The sequence below is a fragment of the Mucilaginibacter sp. genome, assembly GCF_028287845.1.
In the GTDB taxonomy this organism is placed as follows: domain Bacteria; phylum Bacteroidota; class Bacteroidia; order Sphingobacteriales; family Sphingobacteriaceae; genus Mucilaginibacter.
Window position 1 is genome coordinate 1 of the sequence record NZ_JAQBOW010000035.1, and the last position, 18,406, is coordinate 18,406.

An 18,406-nucleotide genomic window follows, 5' to 3' on the forward strand; every position below is an offset into this window, starting at 1 on the left:
GAAATATCAGAAAAGGTTACATTATCTGCTGAGCTTTGCCATTGATAGGTATAAGCTCCATTACCACCGGATGGGGTGCTCCCTGCTAAAATTGCAGGGTCGCCCGTACCACAAAAACTGTTTACAGCAGGTGCAGTAATACTATTATTTAAAGTTCTAGAATTAACTGTTATAGTAATTACATTACTTTCATCAAGAACTGAGCATACACCGGATGTTACTAAACGGCGAAAATAGGTTGTAGCATTTATTGGTGGTGGCGGATCATAATCTTGCAATTTCGCGCCTGCAATATCAGTAAAGCTAATATTGTCTGATGATTTTTGCCATTGATAGGTATAACTTTTTGTCCCCCCTGTTGGCTGCGAACCCTTTATTACCGAAGGATTAGCGTTACCCCCGCAAAAATCAGCATCAGTATTTGAAATATTATTCTTTGAAACAGGCGGATCTAAAGTAAATGTAATAGTAATAACATTACTTTGTACCGGCGTTGCACAAGTAGCCGAAAATGCATTACGCCGATAATAAGTGGTGCCGGCACTGGTACCTACCGGTGGATTATAATTCTCTGAAGTGGCACCCGTGATATCGGTATAGATTTTATCATCAGGTGATTTTATCCACTGGTAAGTAATAACCGCTGCCCCTCCACCTATTGGTGGGTTACCATCGATGGGTGCGGGAATACTGAGCCCACAATAAACAACTGGCCCCGTTGATATGACATTTTTTGACAGGAGTGCAACATCGGGGGTATATTTAGCTATAAATAAATCGCGGCTGCTTTGGGCGGTTACTTTATCAGGACTGACGCAGCCTGATCCGTCAAAGTTAACCTCCGAGCAAAATGAACCTGTTAGTAAGACATCTTTGTTGCTGTTTACCGCAGCAGCAGACCGACCTGAATTATTATCACAGCTGTTTCCTAAACCAAAGGCCCATGCATAATTTCCGTCAATATCATATTTTGCCAAAAACATATCCCGGATACCATGATCTTCTACATACCCTATACCAGACGTCGCCGGATTAAAATTTATTTTTCCTGAAAAATCCCCTGTAATATAAATATAGTTATCGCCGCCCATTACCAGGCCATAGTTGCTAACTGATGAATTTACACCGCCAATATCTTTATACCACAGAAATGTGCCGACTTGCGTATATTTTGCAAGAAATATATCCTGATTTCCTAAAGGGGTTAGCATGGCTGCAGGACCAAAGTTTAATGGTGCAGCAAACATGCCATCAACATAAATGTTGTTTTGGGCATCAGCACAAAGGTGAATGTTGTAATTATAATTTGTAGAGGTGCCCGTTATTACATTTTCCCAATTCAAAATTCCTAATGGTGAATATTGAGCCACGTACATTGAATTATCACCGATCACATTATTGGCACTGCCTAACGGATTAAAATTAACAGTGCCATTTAAATATCCTGAAATTATAATGTTTTTATTATTGTCGGTTACAACATCAATAACAGAGTTGTCGCCACCTGTTGCACCCAGGCTAAATTTCCATATTACATTACCGGCAGCGTTATATTTAATTATTAATCCATCAGTAGTGCCGTTGGCTGTAACATTTGTACCGCCAACGTTTACTGTTGATTGAAATTGGATCGCCTCTACCAAATTTCCTGAAGCATCGCTAACAATTTTATTGCCCACATCGTTACCCGGCCCGCCAATGGTTTTTCCCCATACAAAATTGCCGTTATTATCCATGCGTATTATAAACGCGTCGTTGCTCCCGGCAGATGATAAAGCGCCGGGATTTAATGTTGGCGAATCGAACTGGCCGGTTATGGTTATATTACCACTTGCATCAAGGTCCAGCGCGTTGGGTTGATCTGTGCCTGTTCCGCCTATTGAAACGGCCCATATTAATGCACCATTTAAGTCGTACTTAGCAATATAACCATCAACGCCTCCTACAGATGTTAGGGGGTTTGGGGTAGATGATGATGATGGGGCAAAATTCACGGTTCCACTATAACTACCGGTAACATAGATGTTGTTTTGCGCATCAACTTTCATCATTGCTGATATACAACTGCCAGTGGGGCCGCCCATATCGGTAACCCATTTTGGCGCAGACGGCGCTAATTGACAAATGCCTGCTAACGGCAATACCATTAGCCATACGGCTATGTAAAATATGTATTTAAAACGAGCAGGCATGGGTTAAATTGGTACCTACAATTTACGAAAGAATATTCAATAAACCGAAATAACTTTTTTTAGTAGCATCAACCTTGTCATTAATATCAGTTAATATTAAAAAGCAATAAGCTAACAGGCTGTAACAAATAACTTTACAGGATAACTGAAGAAATACGGTATAGGGGATAGCCTGCTATTTGCTGCTGATTTTGTGTTTTAAAACCTTGTCAAACAGGATATTGATATCATCCGAAATTTTCAGGAAGTAAGACAGGGAAACATAAGTTGCCGCAACAATACCCGAACGCAGCACCATATCGATATAGATGTTATGAACCAAAGGCAAGTACAGGCCAATTAATAACGATACCAGGCCAACCAGCAAAATTAATACGTGGGCCCTGCCAAATGGCTGTAGGCCAAACTTTACTTTAACATATATCCAGTACAGAAAGTTAAGGATAAACATGGTAAGGAAATAAGCTACCGCGGCTCCCATCATCCCAATTTTAGGTATAAGCAACCAGTTTGCCGCCATACAAAAAAACACCGATCCAACAATAAAATAAGTGGTTAGCTTATAATGTTTAGAAAAATTAATAATATACCCGTTTACGCCTCCGGTGATGTCTGTTAAAAAACCCAGACCTACCACAATAAATACATTAAAGTAATTTGCATATTCGGGTTTATGGAGCAATACTATAATGAAATTCTTGTTCACAATTAAGCCGATAAACAACAACAAGCCTAACAGCATTTGCATTACTGATGTTTTATAATAGATCTTACCAATTTTAGGCAAATCGTTATCGGCCCAGGCCTGGGCAATAATTTGCAAAGAGGTTCTGCTAAGTGCCTTAGCGGGTAAACTAATAACCAATGCTATAGCAAAAAAGGTACTATAAATAGCCAGTGTAGACAAGTCCTTAGTTATATTTAGTAACATTATATTATCAAGATACTGTATCAACGCAGCAGATGTGCTGCTTAACAATGTATAAAAGCCGTACCTTATAAACTCATTCTTTTTGCTGACTATTTGTGGCGATATACCGGCCAGTTTAAAATCGCGCCCCTTGTATATATAAAATAACAGGATAGCTATCATAGCTATATTGGCAGCCACATATATGGATAAAAAATCGTGATAATTTATAAGTGATGCCCCAATTAATAATACACTTACCAACGTAAACACCCGCAAAAAAACTTCCCGCAAAAATGATGATAGTATATTTTTAAAAACAGTAATGGCCAGGCTCTCCATCACCGTAAAAACCATGGTTAAAAAAGCAAGCGGAATCAAGTAATAAAAATATCGCACTAATAACTCCGAACCCTGTTTATTACTATAACGGTTTATAATCGAATGCTGAAAAAACAGAAAAATTAAGGTAAATACTACAAAGCTTAAAACGCACCAAACAATAACAAACGTTACAAAGCCGCCATGCTTTTTATCTTCGGTACGAAAATGGGGGAAGTATTTAAAGATGATGTTATTTACACCTACTGACGCTATTTGTGCATACAATAAGGTAATGGTATTCATTATAGCGAAAAAACCTATTTCTTCGAGTGATAAAGTACGCTGAAATAAAATTACCAGGTTAAAGAAACCAAGTGCCGTACCTGCATATAGTATTAAACTGTTATAAAATCCTTGTTTACGTAATAGATTCATTTAATACTTTTTTGTATAATACTATCAGGTAATACTATGCTTATGCCGGTTATTAGTATTTTATACCTATGCGCCCGGTATAATCAATGCGGTTAAGCAATAATGGCAATTTTTGGGCTTCAATATATTCATCAACAGCTTTGCGCGCCCCTTCCCAATGGCCGTAATCGTCAATAATAATAACGCCGCCCGGTACCAATAAAGGGTACAAATATTTTAACTCGTGCGCTGTGGATTCATACCAATCGGTGTCCAATCTTAGCAAAGCTATTTTTTGCGGGATGTTTTGCGGAATGGTATCTTCTACTTTTCCTTTTATATAATGCACTTTGCCTGATGTGTATTTAAGGCTACCTACATTTTTCTGTACCTCTTCAAGGGCCGAATAGCACCAGGCGGAAGCCGCGTCTTTATCCATTAACTCATTCGCGGTTGCACCGGTAAATATTTTGTCATGTTCTGTTGGTGCAGACATTCCTTCATACGTATCATACAAATATATTTCCCTGTTTTTGTCGCCAGCTTTTATCAACGTATCAATTGCAGCCATTGTACTTCCGCCGCGCCATACGCCGCATTCAACAAAATCGCCCTTAATATTATTCTTAACCAGGTAATTCACCGCATTACATACAGACGCAATACGTTCGGGCGTAGTCATGGTATAAGGTTTTACCAGTTGATAAGTATCTACCACTGCTTTATCAAAATCGGCGGGTAAACCATTTACAATCAACCGTTCGTCGGGTTTTACAAGGTCATAGCCTAATTTATTAATTATTTTACGCAGTCTTTTTCGTAGCATCCTTATTTTTTTTAATTGCTTGCTGTATTACAGTGTTTAATGTATCTATCCTGTCCCTTATATCATAATTTGCACGAATATGGGCAGCTTCTTTAGTCCCAAGCAATGACGCAAGTCCTACATCGTCTGCAATCTTTATCATATAACGGGCCATGCCTTCTACATCATGTTCGGGCACCAAATCTCCGGGTTCTCCATTCAGGACAGCTTCCTTTATTCCTGCATGCTGCGTACTTACAATTGCAAGGCCGGATGATCCTGCTTCCAGTATAGTTACGGGTGTTCCTTCTTTATCGCCGTTATCCGCCGTAACCGAATGCTGAACAAAGCAGCGTGTTTTTGCAAACAGCTCTTTAATTTGCGCTGTATTTAACACGCCCAATAAAGTAACACTTTTTTCCAGTTGTAATTGAGTTATCAATGCTTTTGTTTTTTTAAACAAAGGCCCCTGTCCTACCATCCATAGTTTGGCATCCGGAAATTTTTCGGCCACCTGCTTAAATGCCTTTACTACGGATAAAGGCGATTTTTTTTCGACAAACCGGCCTATAAATAAAAAATTGCGCCCCGAGTTTAAAATGTTTAATTGCGGAAAAGCAAGTGTATCAACCCCGCATGATGCATTAACTATTTTACCAGCGGGTGCACCTAATTCTTTTAAACTTTCAACCATATCAGCAGATACGGCAATCAGGCTGCTGGCGTATTTAAATGCTTTTTGATACAGCTCATAATAAGCGGCAACTGTTTTCTTATGGTGAACATCGGCACCATGAAAATGGATAATTAAGGGAATATTTGCCAGCTGGCATGCCTGGGTTACCATTGCGCCAACCATACCATATTCAGCGAATACGACATCTACCTTTTTATCAAGCAGATAGTTTTTTAACGCATTGGTTCTTACCGCAATATTTTTTCGCTTAAATATTTTTTTTTGAATAAGATAGCTTAACAGTCCCCATTTTGATTTAATCAACGGATGTCCGTCATTATCATAAACCGGAAATGCCCCTCCATACAAAACAAGCTTATTGCCAGTCAACCTTTCAATATGCGCCTGTATAAAGGTTTCAGAAAAGGATGACTTATTAGGCTTGATAATGCATAAGGTATAACCGCTATCCATGCTTATCCTAATTTTCTGCGAACGAAAGACTTCCGGAAAAAACTACCCAATTTTGCTTTAGCCTTGCCAATTATCCTGTCGGTTCGTTGTGCTGCGGTAACAGGTTTAGGTGTAAAAAAAGCGGTTAAAAAATCGTCGCTCTTCTCAAGCACTATGTGCGTATAATCAGCAGTATGCCATACATCTTTTTGGTGATAAAGGATCACTTCGGTACCTGTATCCTCTGCCAGCTTGCCTATTACGCTAAATGTTATATGTTCATCAACCGGCTGCATAGTTTCCGGGCGATTAACCAAGCACCATTTAAGGTTATGCGGCGTTGGTACAGTTAGCACAATTTTGCCTTTGTTCTTTAATATTTTTGCTAAAGCGGCATGTACTGCCGGGCGGTCCTCAACAGCTATATGTTCATAAACGTCCATAAAAACAATCAGGTCAAACTGGTCGTCTTTAAATGTTTCGGGGGTTAGTATGGTTTCTCTAAAATCAAGCTTATCATCGGCAAAAAGCTTTTGTGCTATCTGGATAGACATGGTGCTGATGTCTATACCGGTAATATGCGCGTCGGGCCATTGCTTATGCATTCTTTCGCAAATGCTGCCCATTCCGCAGCCTACTTCCAAAATACGTTTAGGGCTTTTAGGGGCAAACTGCATAATGGTTTTCCACCCGTACTCAATACGCGGATTAACTATAATATAATCGTTCAGCTTATATTTAACGTGCTCATCATAATATGATACTACGTTTTCGCGGTCTATTTTTTCTTCCATTTATAAATACGAGGAATAATTTCGATTTAGTCTTTGTACAAAAGTACTTAAATATTCATTATAGCGGTTTTTGGGCAACCACAATATATAACGCGCTATCCCGGTCACGTTGAGCTTGCGAATGGATCTTATCAAACAGCGCTATAACTGCCTGCATTATAACAGACCAGATGGGTACAAGAAATTTTGGCAACTTAAATAAAATGCCATCCTGAAATAACTGCAAACCACTTGCTGTAAGCCCTAAAACACCGGTAAATGAATTTATTTTAAAATTCTCTCTTTCAACTACCTTTCTTAAACCAGCGCCCGTCCAGCGCCAGTAGTCATTTGGTGTTGGGTGATACAGCCAATACCCATGTGTTGTTAATATCATTGAACCACCCGGTTTTAACAGGCGCCACGCTTCCTGCAAATATCCTTCGGGCGAATCCACATGTTCTAATACCTGGTTCGATAATACAATATCAGCATAATTGTCTGGCAGGGTGGTTTTACTGTCAAAATCTATATGATGATCTGCTTTGGGGTTCATTTCTAAGTCTACCCCCAGGTATTTACCTACATGAGGTTCAATAACCGGCTTATAAGGCATATCTCCACAGCCAAAATCTATTAGTATTAAATCTTTATTATTAGCGGTAAGCTCTTCAATTTTTTTAACAGTTGCATTTCTTAATTGAGTAAGAACTACATAACGGGGATTAAATATACTGGGATACAGCCGGTCATTACCTTTCATGGGGCTAATTTAAGGCTTTATTCCTGATTTGATTACCTAACTTTCAATTTTATAGCCTTACTTATGCCTTACGTAATGCTGCAAATAATTAATCCGGGCAGCAGTATCTTTTCGCCAAATGGTAAGCGAATCGGCAGTTAGTTTTTGCACATCGTATGATGTTTCATTGGGTTTGTTCCTATCCAGCACCAGCAGGCAACCCGGCTGGGCTATACCCCATGTTCCGCTTTGCGATGTTTGCATATCGGCTGTTAATAACGAATAACTTGCATCGGCATTAAACTTATAGTATCCGCCGGGGTATGTATATTTTGCCTGGTAAAGCGTATCTATACTATAAGATGTCTGCAATGTAAATGCACTGTCCCATTTGTACTCTAAACTGGAGTAATTTGGGCATGTAAACGCGGCATAATGCTCGGTAATTTTTGTGTAGTTAATACTTTGAAGTATTGTTAAAGAATCTACAGATAATTGTGTAACAGAAAACCTACGCTCGTTGTTAGTATTCGGGTTAAGCACAAACTGGCAATTTTCATTGATGTTCCACTTTCCGTTTATTGGCACGCCATCGCTAAACAGGTTATACGTGAAATCACTATTAATTTGAAAATAGCCGTTTGGGTAAACAATTATGCTTTTAAGCAGGTGGCCCTGGTCGTCATAATTATCAGTTTGTGTGTATACAACGGCCCATCTTTTTAAATAATCTATAGAGGAGTTATGCAGGCATATCTGGGACTCTATTTTTGTTTTTTTACAGGAATATGTAAATAACATAACTGCCGGTAGCAAAAGCCAGAAGATTATTTTTTTTTTCATTATCACTGCTCAATAAACAAATATACCGGTAAAACGAGTATACAAAAAAAAAGAGAGTCACAAAATTTGTGACTCTCTATATAACTCCATACTTAAAAAAGTATTATGACTGGAACTTTTTAGCGTTAATTCTACGCTCATTCTCGTTCAGGTATATTTTACGCATGCGGATACTTTGAGGGGTAACTTCAATGTATTCATCAGCTTGTATATACTCCATCGATTCTTCTAACGAGAATTTTATAGCAGGCGCTATACGCACATTGGTATCACTACCGGATGCGCGCATGTTGGTTAACTGCTTGCCTTTTGTTAGGTTGATAACCAAATCATTATCGCGTATGTGCTCACCTAAAACCTGGCCCTCATAAATATCAACTCCCGGATCAATGTGGAAACGACCACGATCCTGTAATTTATCAATAGCGAAAGCTGTGGTTTTACCCGTATCCATTGATACCAATACACCATTTGAACGGCCCGGGATAGTACCCTTCCACGGTTCGTATGATTTAAAGCGGTGTGCCATAATAGCTTCGCCGCCTGTTGCAGTAAGTACGTTATTACGTAAGCCAATAATACCACGTGCCGGAATTTCAAACTCCAAATGCTGCAGATCGCCTTTTGGCTCCATAATCAACAGGTCGCCTTTACGTTGCGTTACCAGCTCAATTACTTTACCGGCAACATCGCCCGGTACATCTACTATCAGTGTTTCAATCGGCTCGCATTTTACGCCGTCAATTTCTTTAACAATAACTTGCGGCTGGCCTACCTGTAGCTCATAACCTTCGCGACGCATAGTTTCTATCAATACTGATAAGTGAAGTATACCACGGCCATAAACCAGGTATGAATCAGGCGAATCTGTTTCAACAACTTTAAGCGCCAGGTTTTTCTCCATCTCTTTGTACAAACGATCGCGTAAGTGACGTGAGGTTACAAATTTACCTTCTTTACCAAAAAACGGTGAAGTATTAATGGTGAACAACATATTCATGGTAGGCTCATCAATATGAATAACCTCTAATTGTTCTGGTTTATCAAAATCAGCAATGGTATCGCCAATATCAAAACCATCAATACCTACAACCGCGCAAATATCGCCGGCGCTAACTTCGGTAGCTTTAACCTTACCTAAGCCTTCAAAAGTATAAAGCTCTTTAATACGTGTTTTTTGGATAGTACCATCGCGTTTTACCAATGATACCGGCATGTTTTCTTTAATTACACCACGTGCAACACGACCGATAGCAATGCGGCCCACGAATGAAGAATAGTCTAAAGATGTGATCTGCATTTGCAAAGTACCCTCGCTAATTGGCGGCGGTTGGATGTTTGCCAATATAGCATCCATTAAAGGAAATATATCTTCGGTTGGTTTTTTGTAATCGGTACTCATCCATCCTTGTTTTGATGAACCGTAAATAACCGGGAAATCTAACTGATCTTCGGTAGCTTCAAGGTTAAAGAACAACTCAAAAATTTGCTCATAAACCTCTTCAGGGCGACAGTTTTCTTTATCAACCTTATTTACTACCACAATAGGTTTTAAACCTAAAGCCAAAGCTTTTTGGGTTACAAAACGTGTTTGAGGCATAGCGCCTTCAAAAGCATCGCAAAGTAATAAAACACCATCGGCCATTTTTAACACGCGTTCAACCTCGCCGCCAAAGTCGGCGTGACCAGGTGTATCAATGATGTTAATTTTAACATCTTTATACATTACCGAAACGTTTTTTGAAACAATGGTAATACCACGTTCGCGTTCCAGATCGTTATTATCCAGTATCAGCTCACCAGTTTCCTGGCCTTCGCGGAAAATTGCACAGCTGTGCAGAATTTTGTCAACCAATGTGGTTTTACCGTGGTCAACGTGTGCGATGATCGCAATATTTCTTATTTTTTGCATGAAATGCCCTTAAAATTTGGCGCAAAGGTACTCTTAATATATGGCATTTAAAAGCTTTTAGGGTTTTCGGAATGTAATATTTCACCTCAAAGTAAAAAATTGCCGGCTCAGAGAACATAACTAATATATATACGTTTCTTAATAAAATGTACTAATTTTGTGATTATGAATATACAGTCGATAATAATTTTTATAATATTTGCGGCAGCTGTATGGTACATCGGCAGGTTGATGTATAGAAATTTGTCTGCAACAAAAGGTTGTGGCGAAAACTGTAAGTGCGGTGTTGATTTTTCAAAAATAGATCCTGCCAAAACCCTTAAATAGGTTTTACGGCAAAATTGTATTCAAACCAATAACTTAATAATATATATACTATTTAATGGCCGATAAGCAGGTTTTTCAGGCTGATACTCCTGGTAGATGGAATCGTTTTAAATGGCTTAGCCGTATATTATTGATCGTATTAGCGGGCAGTGTGTTCGGATCGGTCATTACCATAACATCCAAGCAATATCCTAACTTACCCAACTTAAACCCGGCGCCTAAAAAGTTAACCAAAGAGGAGCTTGCGCAATTAAAAAAATCAACCAAATTTAAAGACTACACTGCTCAAAAATCGCAGATAGAGCGAATTATACTCGACCGTATAGCTCATCAAAAAAAACGCCCCAATAATAAGGACCGTATAAATGCAGGGTTTTACCGTGCCTGGGAACCACAAGCCTATAACTCATTGGTTGATCATATTGCCCGGCTGGACATGATCGTATCTGAGGGGTTTTTTATTAAACCACAATCTGATAGTATAGTAGCCAGAATTGACACCGGCCTTATCCGTATAAATAAAAAATATAAAAAACCTATATTAATATCTATCTCTAACTATGTAAACGTTAATAACGCTACCGGATATTCTGATTTTAAAGATGTTGAGCGCATTATTAAAAACAAAAAACTACGTGCTACTTTTATTAATAGTATTGTTACCCAGCTAACCAAATATAAGTTCCAGGGCATAAATCTTGATCTGGATAATATTGCTAACCGCAATGCGCCTGATTACATCGCTTTCCAGGAAGAACTGTATAAAACCTTGCATCCATTGGGTTTTTTGGTAACTCAAAACGTAATTCCGGAGGATGAGCAATTCGACATCGTTCGCTTACAGCATTTTAATGATTACCTGTTTATAATGGCTATTGACCAGCATAATGATGGCAGTAACGCGGGCGATATATCTAATAAGCAATGGGTAGAAGAAATATTAGATAATGTTTGCTCAAAAATACCAAGCGAAAAGGTAATACTAACTATCGCGGCCGGTGGATTTGACTGGCCCGAAAATAATATAGGTACGCCTGTAGGTTATCAGCAGGCAATTAGTACAGCACAGCAAAATGGCAGCAAAATTATTTTCGACCCGGTATCGTCCAACCTTCATTTTAAGTATACCGATGAGAATAGCTTGCCGCATAACATATATTTTACGGATGCGGCTACCAATTTTAATATCATCCGCATGGCGGATGATTGGGCAACAGGCGGTGTTGCCTTGTGGCGCCTGGGCTTTGAGGACCCGCGACTGTGGAGCTATTTCCAGAAAAATCTTTCTATTGATTCATTAAGAAAAACCGGTGTCGATACCAAACGCTTAACCGAAGTGGGCCTGAACAATAAAATTGATTATGATGGCAAAGATGGCGAGGTATTGGACTTAATGACCACCCCAACAACCGGTAAAATTGACATAAAGCTGGATACCACAAACTTTTTTATTACCAACCAACAATATATAAAGCTGCCTACCAAGTATGTAATTAAACGCTATGGCTATGCCCCTGGTAAAATAGTTTTAACATTTGATGACGGCCCCGACCCTGATTATACCCCACGCATATTAGATATATTGAAGCGCGAAAATGTACCCGGGTCATTCTTTATAATAGGCTCCATGGCCGAAAAAAATATTGGGATACTAAGGCGCGAATATGAAGAAGGCTATGAAATTGGCAACCACACATTTTTCCATCCGGATGTATCAACCATAAGCCGTGAACGGGTTATATTAGAACTAAATGCTACACGCAAGCTCATAGAGTCTGTAACGGGCCGAAGTACCATATTATTCAGGCCGCCATTTAACGCGGATGCCGAGCCACAAACACTGGCCGAAGTTATACCCGTAGCCGAAAGCCGAAAGCAAAGCTATATTACCATAGGTGAATCTATTGACCCATGGGACTGGCAGCCGGGCGTAACTGCGGATAGTATACTCGCTCGGGTAAAGCGCGACCATGATAAGGGCTCTATGTTGCTATTGCATGATGCCGGTGGTGATTCTCGCGAAGCAACGGTAAAGGCATTACCCGAAATTATTCACTACTTTAAATCACAGGGATATAAGTTTACTACTATAGCTGATGTTTTAGGAAAAACCCGGGCCGACTTGATGCCACCTATAAAAGATGATGCCAACAGCGGCGTTATGGGCACATTATACAATATATTTATTGTTGGCTTTTTTTATGGCAACTGGTTTTTATTGTATTTATTCTTATCGGCTATTTTCCTGGCTATTGGCCGTATTGTTTTGATTGGCATTTTAGCTATGCGCCAATACGCCGAAAACAAAAAAGGGAAAAAAACTACAGCCAAGTTAGCCAACCTGGAGCCTGTAAGTATCATAGTCCCCGCATACAATGAAGAAGTTACAGCACTAAAAACTATTAAAAGTTTATTAAAAACCGAGTATAAAACCTTCGAAATAATTTTTGTTGATGATGGGTCAAAAGATAAAACGTATGAGTTTGTTAACGCCGCTTATGGCGATAACCCAAAGGTTACCGTATTAACTAAGGCAAACGGCGGTAAAGCATCGGCATTAAACTTTGGCATATCCCATGCCAAGTATGATTTTGTAGTTTGTATTGATGCCGATACCCAGTTAAAAAATGATGCCGTACATCATTTAATGACTTATTTTACTGATGATGAAATTGGCGCGGTAGCAGGTACCGTTAAAGTAGGTAACGAAAACAATATAATTACCCGCTGGCAATCTATTGAATATATTACCGCGCAAAATATGGACAGGCGCGCCTTTGATTTGATCAACAGCATTACTGTTGTTCCGGGTGCTATTGGTGCATTCAGAAAATCGGCAGTGTTTCAGGCAGGCGGCTTTACCTATGATACCCTTGCCGAAGATTGCGACCTTACCATGCGCATTCTTAAAAAAGGATATATTGTAAAAAACTGCGCGGAAGCGATAGCCTATACCGAGGCCCCCGAAACTTTAGACGCGCTGCTAAAACAACGTTTCCGCTGGAGCTTTGGCGTTATACAAAGTTTCTGGAAAAACCGCAGCGCGCTGTTTAACAAAAAATATAAATTCTTTGGGATGGTGGGCATGCCTAATATCCTCATCTTCCAGATCATACTGCCCTTGTTTTCGCCGCTGGCTGATCTGTTTATGATAATAGGCCTGTTTGGCGACAAACCCTTTAGAATACTCACCTACTATATCATATTTGTACTGGTAGATTTTGTAGTAGCCATTATTGCCTTCTGGATGGAAAAAGAAGACTATAAGAAACTGGTTTACATCATTCCGCAACGCTTTATATGGCGCCAGCTCATGTATTATATATTGTTTAAGGCCATACGCAAAGCCATGAAAGGCGAACTAAGCGGCTGGGGCGTAATAAAGCGCACCGGCAACGTAAAAGAAGTAACGGGGAGCAGTGGCAATTAAGGTTACTGTTTATTAGGATTTATAATTAGGAGTTTGGAAGATTTAAATCTTTCATTAGGTTCCCTCCCCACGGGAGGGGTGCGGCAGGCTGCGAAGTGGCAGGGAGGGGTTTCGCCGATATAAATCGCTTCATTTACTATGAATTTTTATTGTCATACTCAGCTTTGACCCTCGCGCGGTTTGTTGCTGATAACACCAGCAAAGGCCAAGATTTATAAATCGCTTCATTAACCCCTCCCTACCCTCCCAGGGGAGGGAATCGCACGGGCCGCCGCTTATTTTAGAATCTTTCGAACACGCCTAATTATAAATCCGGACTAACAAGGAAATCCGGACTAACAAGGAATCTTCTTCGGTAATCCTTGCATATTTATTAAAATTGGCGAAAAACAGCGTTGATATCATAGCCGCTAATTAATTCAGCTAATTTAGCGATTATTGAACATTTTTTTATGCAGTGACGCACACAACCTTTCCTGTAGGTCGGCTATTTTTTTGCCGCGGTTGTTTGGTCCATCTTATATTGAAATTATTTGCCTAAGCCGATCTGATCCAGATAGGTTTTATTGTCCCAAAACAGATGTTCTTCTATCATAATACCGCCTTTCCAGATACCGATGGTAGCCATAGGAATATTAAATTTCTTACCGGTAGGTTGTATAAATTTACCGTTGCCGATTGGCATTGGCTTGGTAAAAGTACCTTCAAATTGACCTGTTACTGCGGTGAAGTTGCCCGAGCCGAAACGGATTGGATGTATTGATATATGGGTATCCGGAGCATACACGAATAATGCTTTCATATCTTCAATGTGCCTGGCCAGTCCAACGGTCATATGTCCATCAGGCCAGTAAACCCTGATGTCTTTCCCGTGGGTTTCATGGAAGCGCACCCATTGCTGTCTACTGAATACAATGAAGTCCAGGGTGTCAAATTTAATCAGGCGCTGTTGTATTAGTTTATCAGCGTCAGTAAGGCGTTTTAATTCTTTTCGCATGTTTGCGATTTCCTGTTTGGTTTGTGCTTTACCTTGAAAAGCAGTGGCGACGACCATGATTATAATTATGGCGACGACCATGAATACATTTTTCATTTCTCTGAAATTTAGTCGTTATTGACAAGACAAAATTGATACCAAATAAATTATTTGTATTTGATTTAGGGTAAGAAATGATCTTGATGTATGTTAGCAATTATTGGCAAACTGACAATTTGAATTGAACTCCGAATCCGACTTTTGCCTTTGTTGGTGTTGTCACTTTTGCCTTTGTTGATGCTGTCAGCAACAAGATGGATGGTAGGATAATACTCCGCAAAAAATGGTCACACTTGTTTGTACCAACGTAGTGAAGAATCTTATACGTAAACAAATTTATCCGAAATGACTGCTCTTATACTTATCTATTTAATAAGATCCTTCACTACGTTCAGGATGACAAAAAGATGTTTTTAGAATCTTTTATGTTAGTCCGGATTTATAATCCCGGACTTATATTACATTGGGATTTGTAATCCCAGTCCGAAATGCTTTATGCATGTGGATTGCAAATCCACTCGTAATTTAGTCCGGGATTGAAAATCCGGACTAACAAGTGATAATGATAGATTTATACACGCGCTAAGCAGACGGATTACCCATATTTTCCTTCATCTTTTTAAGCACCCGGCCCACTGTGGATGAACCTATTTTAAGGTGCGCGGCTACCTGCCGCACCGAAAGACCCTGCCGGCTAAGTACTTCAATGCGTTCTATTATTTCATCTTTCAACACCTCACCCGCCTTTTGCAGGTGCGCTTGTTCAATATCATAGCCTAAAAATTCAAAACATAAAAAGCTTTGTTGTTTGTTGATGCGGAACAGGCACACATGCGCGGCATCGTAATCGCTGGCTGTGTTACGCTGTTTTATTTGTTTTAAATAGCGTATGCCCGGATCGGCGTGGCTTTGGCCTATGGCAAACGCGCTATCTGCAAAGTTTATCAACATTTTACTGCCCTGCAGGTCATTCACCGTAATGGGTTTATGCAGATTACGCTTGGGCGTATGGGCCAGCACCAGCACGCTTAGATTATGCTTAATTTTCAGCGCCTTTAGGTTCTTCATAAGCGGTATAGCGCTGCCGGCATAATCGGTGCTATTACCCATGCACGTAATATTATCAATAATAAGCACCCTGGCCTTTGTACTACTAATGGTGGCTTCTATTTCGTTGCGGATATAGCTATCATATTTATCATACAACATCGGATTATCCCCGGCAGGGTTAAATTCTGCACGAAAAAAATTATCACCAAAGTGGTGCGTACCATATAGCGGATGGGTATAACGGGTCTTAAATTGCTTTACACTCAGTTCAAAATCAATATATAATACCTTTACCGCTTCATCCAACTGACAGCAAAAGGGTTCAATATTATCCAGTTTACCCAGGCTATATCCTAACTGTACAGCGAGGATAGATTTGCCCAAATTAGTATCGGCAAATAATATACAAAGTTCATCCTCGTACCAAAGGCTTCCCATCAGCTGGCGGGCCGCCGGTTTTCCGTGTTCATCTTTTAGCCACTGGTCGGCGCTCTTCACCCTAAATAAATTATTATCAGGATTTTTGCGCAGTTCGCATCTTTCGGCAGCTCTGTGTCGTTGTTGTTTGCTGGTAGCCTGCACCTTCAGGCGTATATCTTCAATAAAAGACGGCCGTAATGAATTCATAATTGTACAATTTAATTATACAATAATAAAGAATTTTCTTTAAAAATACAATTTATTCTTTAATTAAATTACTCATTCACTGTCCCAGGTGTCCCAGGTGTATTCACGTGTCCCTGGGACAATCAGGCGGGATAAATCAATATCACGCCTTTTCTATCAAACAAACGGCATAAGCTACAACACCTTCTTCGCGGCCAATAAAGCCCAGTTGCTCGTTGGTAGTAGCTTTGATAGATATATCGTCTTCGCTTATTGAGGCAGCAGCGGCTATATGAGTTTTCATAGCCGGTATATGCGGATTAATCTTGGGTGCTTCCAAACAAACCATGGCATCGATATTGCCTATTTCCCAACCTTTTTCTCTTAAAAGCTGCATTACGTTTTGCAACAATATTAAGCTGCTAATACCTTTCCACCGTTCATCAGTATTTGAAAAATGGAAACCAATATCGCGCAAATTCGCAGCGCCTAACAAAGCATCGCAAATGGCATGCAATAACACATCCGCATCCGAATGACCAAAGGCCCCGGCGTGGTGCGCTAAATTAACGCCCCCTAAAATAAACGGGTGTTGTTCTTTTAATTGATGTACATCAAAGCCGAAACCTACTCTTACCTTACCCATTTTATTTTTTACCTCCGAAATTCAAAGATAAAGTAAATCTAAGCGTATTTGCCAGCGGGCTATTTTGCTGACTGGCGGCGAGGTACGAAAAATCAAACCTGTAAATATTGTATTTTAAACCTACACCCATTGTTAAATACTGGCGGCCGCCCTTAGTAGGATTCTCATAAAAATAACCTGCCCTTATGGCAAATTGCTGATCATACCAATATTCAACTCCCGGCGAAAATGCTATTTCTTTTAACTCCTCACTAAACCCACCCGGCGCATCGCTAAACGAACCAAAAAGACCTGCCGGTACAGAAACATTATCATCCTTACCGCTAATAATATTACCGTTGGCATCTCTAATTGGCGGCGTAGGAACTAATAATTTATTAATGTCGAACGTAAAAGTAAACTGGTTTACGCTGTCGATATTTAAAGTATTGGCAAAACCAATTTTTAAATTAGTTGGTAAAAAGTAAGCCGGGCCGGTAGTAGAATAACTAACCTTCGAGCCAATGTTTGAAATATCTACGCCGTATGCAAATAACGCATCCATACCAAACTCCTGTATTGATTTTTTATGATACATAGAAACATCGGCAGCAACAGCATTACCGGCTTTAGTAGTCTGGGTTGAACCGGATGCAAATGATTGACTGGATAAATTTGAATAGATATAACGCAATGTTAAGCCAAGTGAAAAATCATCGCCAAACTTACGGGCAAATGACGCGTCTAATGATAACTCATTGGGTCTGTAAGTACCCTGATTATTCTGGTAGCTATCAACCAGTTGTATAGAGCCCAGGTTAAAATAACGCAATGAAGCACCAATGGTGTTTCTGCTATCTAATTTATGGGCAAAGCTAAGATATGATAAGCTAACATCGGGCACCAAATGCCTTAACCACGGGCTGTAGGATAGTGAAATACTATTACCGGTACTGTCAATAAAAGCTAATTTTGAAGGGTTCCAGTAATTTGCATTTACATCAGGCGATATAGCAACACCCGCGTCGCCCATAGCACCAGACCGTGAATCGGGCGATATGTTTAAAAAAGGAACTGCCGTGGGTATTGCACTAGCACTGCTTCCGTTAGTACTGGATTGAGCAAGTGCAAATGATGGTAACAGAAATATAATATATAAAAGGTTAGTTCTGGCGTAAAAAAACTTCATTGTTCAATCGGTTTTATTTATTTGATAAATATAGGCTTATTATGTTCTCGGCTTATAGCCGCATGAAAGTTTTTTTCAATTGAAACGATGTTAATGTAA

The 18,406-nt window shown here is 39.7% G+C and carries 13 protein-coding genes and 1 pseudogene; 2 read left to right on the forward strand and 12 right to left on the reverse strand.

Going from position 1 to position 18,406, the window contains the following annotated elements; all coding sequences use genetic code 11:
• From JWP71_RS03175 to typA, 8 genes and pseudogenes are all read right to left on the reverse strand, one after another.
• Positions 1 to 2,192: pseudogene (locus tag JWP71_RS03175) on the reverse strand (hypothetical protein); the annotation flags it as partial.
• Positions 2,193 to 2,367: 175 nt separating this feature from the next.
• On the reverse strand, positions 2,368 to 3,861 hold the full coding sequence (locus JWP71_RS03180; protein ID WP_299497035.1) for a polysaccharide biosynthesis C-terminal domain-containing protein: 1,494 nt from the start codon (positions 3,859 to 3,861) through the stop codon (positions 2,368 to 2,370).
• 52 nt (positions 3,862 to 3,913) lie between these two features.
• Positions 3,914 to 4,666, reverse strand: a complete 753-nt coding sequence (locus JWP71_RS03185; RefSeq protein ID WP_299497038.1) for a TylF/MycF/NovP-related O-methyltransferase — start codon at positions 4,664 to 4,666, stop codon at positions 3,914 to 3,916.
• The gene (locus JWP71_RS03190; RefSeq protein WP_299497041.1) at positions 4,644 to 5,795 is read right to left on the reverse strand and encodes a glycosyltransferase; all 1,152 of its coding nucleotides are present in this window, start codon (positions 5,793 to 5,795) and stop codon (positions 4,644 to 4,646) included. Before JWP71_RS03190 ends, JWP71_RS03185 begins: the two co-directional genes overlap by 23 nt.
• 2 nt (positions 5,796 to 5,797) lie before the next feature.
• Positions 5,798 to 6,568 carry a class I SAM-dependent methyltransferase gene (locus tag JWP71_RS03195; protein WP_299497044.1) on the reverse strand — a complete coding sequence of 257 codons (771 nt, stop codon included), beginning with the start codon at positions 6,566 to 6,568 and terminating at the stop codon, positions 5,798 to 5,800.
• Positions 6,569 to 6,626: 58 nt separating this feature from the next.
• The gene (locus JWP71_RS03200) at positions 6,627 to 7,310 is read right to left on the reverse strand and encodes a class I SAM-dependent methyltransferase (protein WP_299497047.1); all 684 of its coding nucleotides are present in this window, start codon (positions 7,308 to 7,310) and stop codon (positions 6,627 to 6,629) included.
• Positions 7,311 to 7,367: 57 nt separating this feature from the next.
• Positions 7,368 to 8,132, reverse strand: coding sequence for a hypothetical protein (locus JWP71_RS03205; protein WP_299497049.1), 765 nt, complete (start codon positions 8,130 to 8,132; stop codon positions 7,368 to 7,370).
• Positions 8,133 to 8,235: 103 nt separating this feature from the next.
• Positions 8,236 to 10,044 carry a translational GTPase TypA gene (gene typA, locus JWP71_RS03210; protein WP_299497051.1) on the reverse strand — a complete coding sequence of 603 codons (1,809 nt, stop codon included), beginning with the start codon at positions 10,042 to 10,044 and terminating at the stop codon, positions 8,236 to 8,238.
• Positions 10,045 to 10,209: 165 nt separating this feature from the next.
• Here typA and JWP71_RS03215 point away from each other — a divergent pair, with 165 nt between their 5' ends.
• Together JWP71_RS03215 and JWP71_RS03220 are read left to right on the forward strand one after the other, a co-directional pair.
• Complete coding sequence (locus JWP71_RS03215; RefSeq protein ID WP_299497054.1) at positions 10,210 to 10,371, forward strand: FeoB-associated Cys-rich membrane protein; 162 nt, start codon at positions 10,210 to 10,212, stop codon at positions 10,369 to 10,371.
• 55 nt (positions 10,372 to 10,426) lie between these two features.
• The gene (locus JWP71_RS03220; protein ID WP_299497057.1) at positions 10,427 to 13,801 is read left to right on the forward strand and encodes a glycosyltransferase; all 3,375 of its coding nucleotides are present in this window, start codon (positions 10,427 to 10,429) and stop codon (positions 13,799 to 13,801) included.
• A gap of 529 nt (positions 13,802 to 14,330) precedes the next feature.
• Here the strand turns inward: JWP71_RS03220 and JWP71_RS03225 are convergent.
• From JWP71_RS03225 to porV, 4 genes are all read right to left on the reverse strand, one after another.
• Positions 14,331 to 14,855: an ester cyclase gene (locus tag JWP71_RS03225; RefSeq protein WP_299497059.1), complete on the reverse strand. Its 525-nt coding sequence runs from the start codon at positions 14,853 to 14,855 to the stop codon at positions 14,331 to 14,333.
• A 564-nt stretch (positions 14,856 to 15,419) separates the two neighbouring features.
• Positions 15,420 to 16,514, reverse strand: a complete 1,095-nt coding sequence (locus JWP71_RS03230; protein ID WP_299497061.1) for an AAA family ATPase — start codon at positions 16,512 to 16,514, stop codon at positions 15,420 to 15,422.
• 142 nt (positions 16,515 to 16,656) lie between these two features.
• Positions 16,657 to 17,139, reverse strand: coding sequence for a 2-C-methyl-D-erythritol 2,4-cyclodiphosphate synthase (gene ispF / locus JWP71_RS03235; RefSeq protein ID WP_299497064.1), 483 nt, complete (start codon positions 17,137 to 17,139; stop codon positions 16,657 to 16,659).
• A gap of 1 nt (position 17,140) precedes the next feature.
• The gene (gene porV / locus JWP71_RS03240) at positions 17,141 to 18,307 is read right to left on the reverse strand and encodes a type IX secretion system outer membrane channel protein PorV (protein ID WP_299497067.1); all 1,167 of its coding nucleotides are present in this window, start codon (positions 18,305 to 18,307) and stop codon (positions 17,141 to 17,143) included.
• Between the last annotated feature and the right edge of the window lie 99 nt (positions 18,308 to 18,406).

What these genes read in the sequence shown, in the direction of transcription:
- JWP71_RS03180 (WP_299497035.1), bottom strand. Translation starts at nt 3,861, where the DNA reads ATGAATCTATTACGTAAACAAGGATTTTATAACAGTTTAATACTATAT.
- JWP71_RS03185 (WP_299497038.1), bottom strand. Translation starts at nt 4,666, where the DNA reads ATGCTACGAAAAAGACTGCGTAAAATAATTAATAAATTAGGCTATGAC.
- JWP71_RS03190 (WP_299497041.1), bottom strand. Translation starts at nt 5,795, where the DNA reads ATGGATAGCGGTTATACCTTATGCATTATCAAGCCTAATAAGTCATCC.
- JWP71_RS03195 (WP_299497044.1), bottom strand. Translation starts at nt 6,568, where the DNA reads ATGGAAGAAAAAATAGACCGCGAAAACGTAGTATCATATTATGATGAG.
- JWP71_RS03200 (WP_299497047.1), bottom strand. Translation starts at nt 7,310, where the DNA reads ATGAAAGGTAATGACCGGCTGTATCCCAGTATATTTAATCCCCGTTAT.
- JWP71_RS03205 (WP_299497049.1), bottom strand. Translation starts at nt 8,132, where the DNA reads ATGAAAAAAAAAATAATCTTCTGGCTTTTGCTACCGGCAGTTATGTTA.
- typA (WP_299497051.1), bottom strand. Translation starts at nt 10,044, where the DNA reads ATGCAAAAAATAAGAAATATTGCGATCATCGCACACGTTGACCACGGT.
- JWP71_RS03215 (WP_299497054.1), top strand. Translation starts at nt 10,210, where the DNA reads ATGAATATACAGTCGATAATAATTTTTATAATATTTGCGGCAGCTGTA.
- JWP71_RS03220 (WP_299497057.1), top strand. Translation starts at nt 10,427, where the DNA reads ATGGCCGATAAGCAGGTTTTTCAGGCTGATACTCCTGGTAGATGGAAT.
- JWP71_RS03225 (WP_299497059.1), bottom strand. Translation starts at nt 14,855, where the DNA reads ATGGTCGTCGCCACTGCTTTTCAAGGTAAAGCACAAACCAAACAGGAA.
- JWP71_RS03230 (WP_299497061.1), bottom strand. Translation starts at nt 16,514, where the DNA reads ATGAATTCATTACGGCCGTCTTTTATTGAAGATATACGCCTGAAGGTG.
- ispF (WP_299497064.1), bottom strand. Translation starts at nt 17,139, where the DNA reads ATGGGTAAGGTAAGAGTAGGTTTCGGCTTTGATGTACATCAATTAAAA.
- porV (WP_299497067.1), bottom strand. Translation starts at nt 18,307, where the DNA reads ATGAAGTTTTTTTACGCCAGAACTAACCTTTTATATATTATATTTCTG.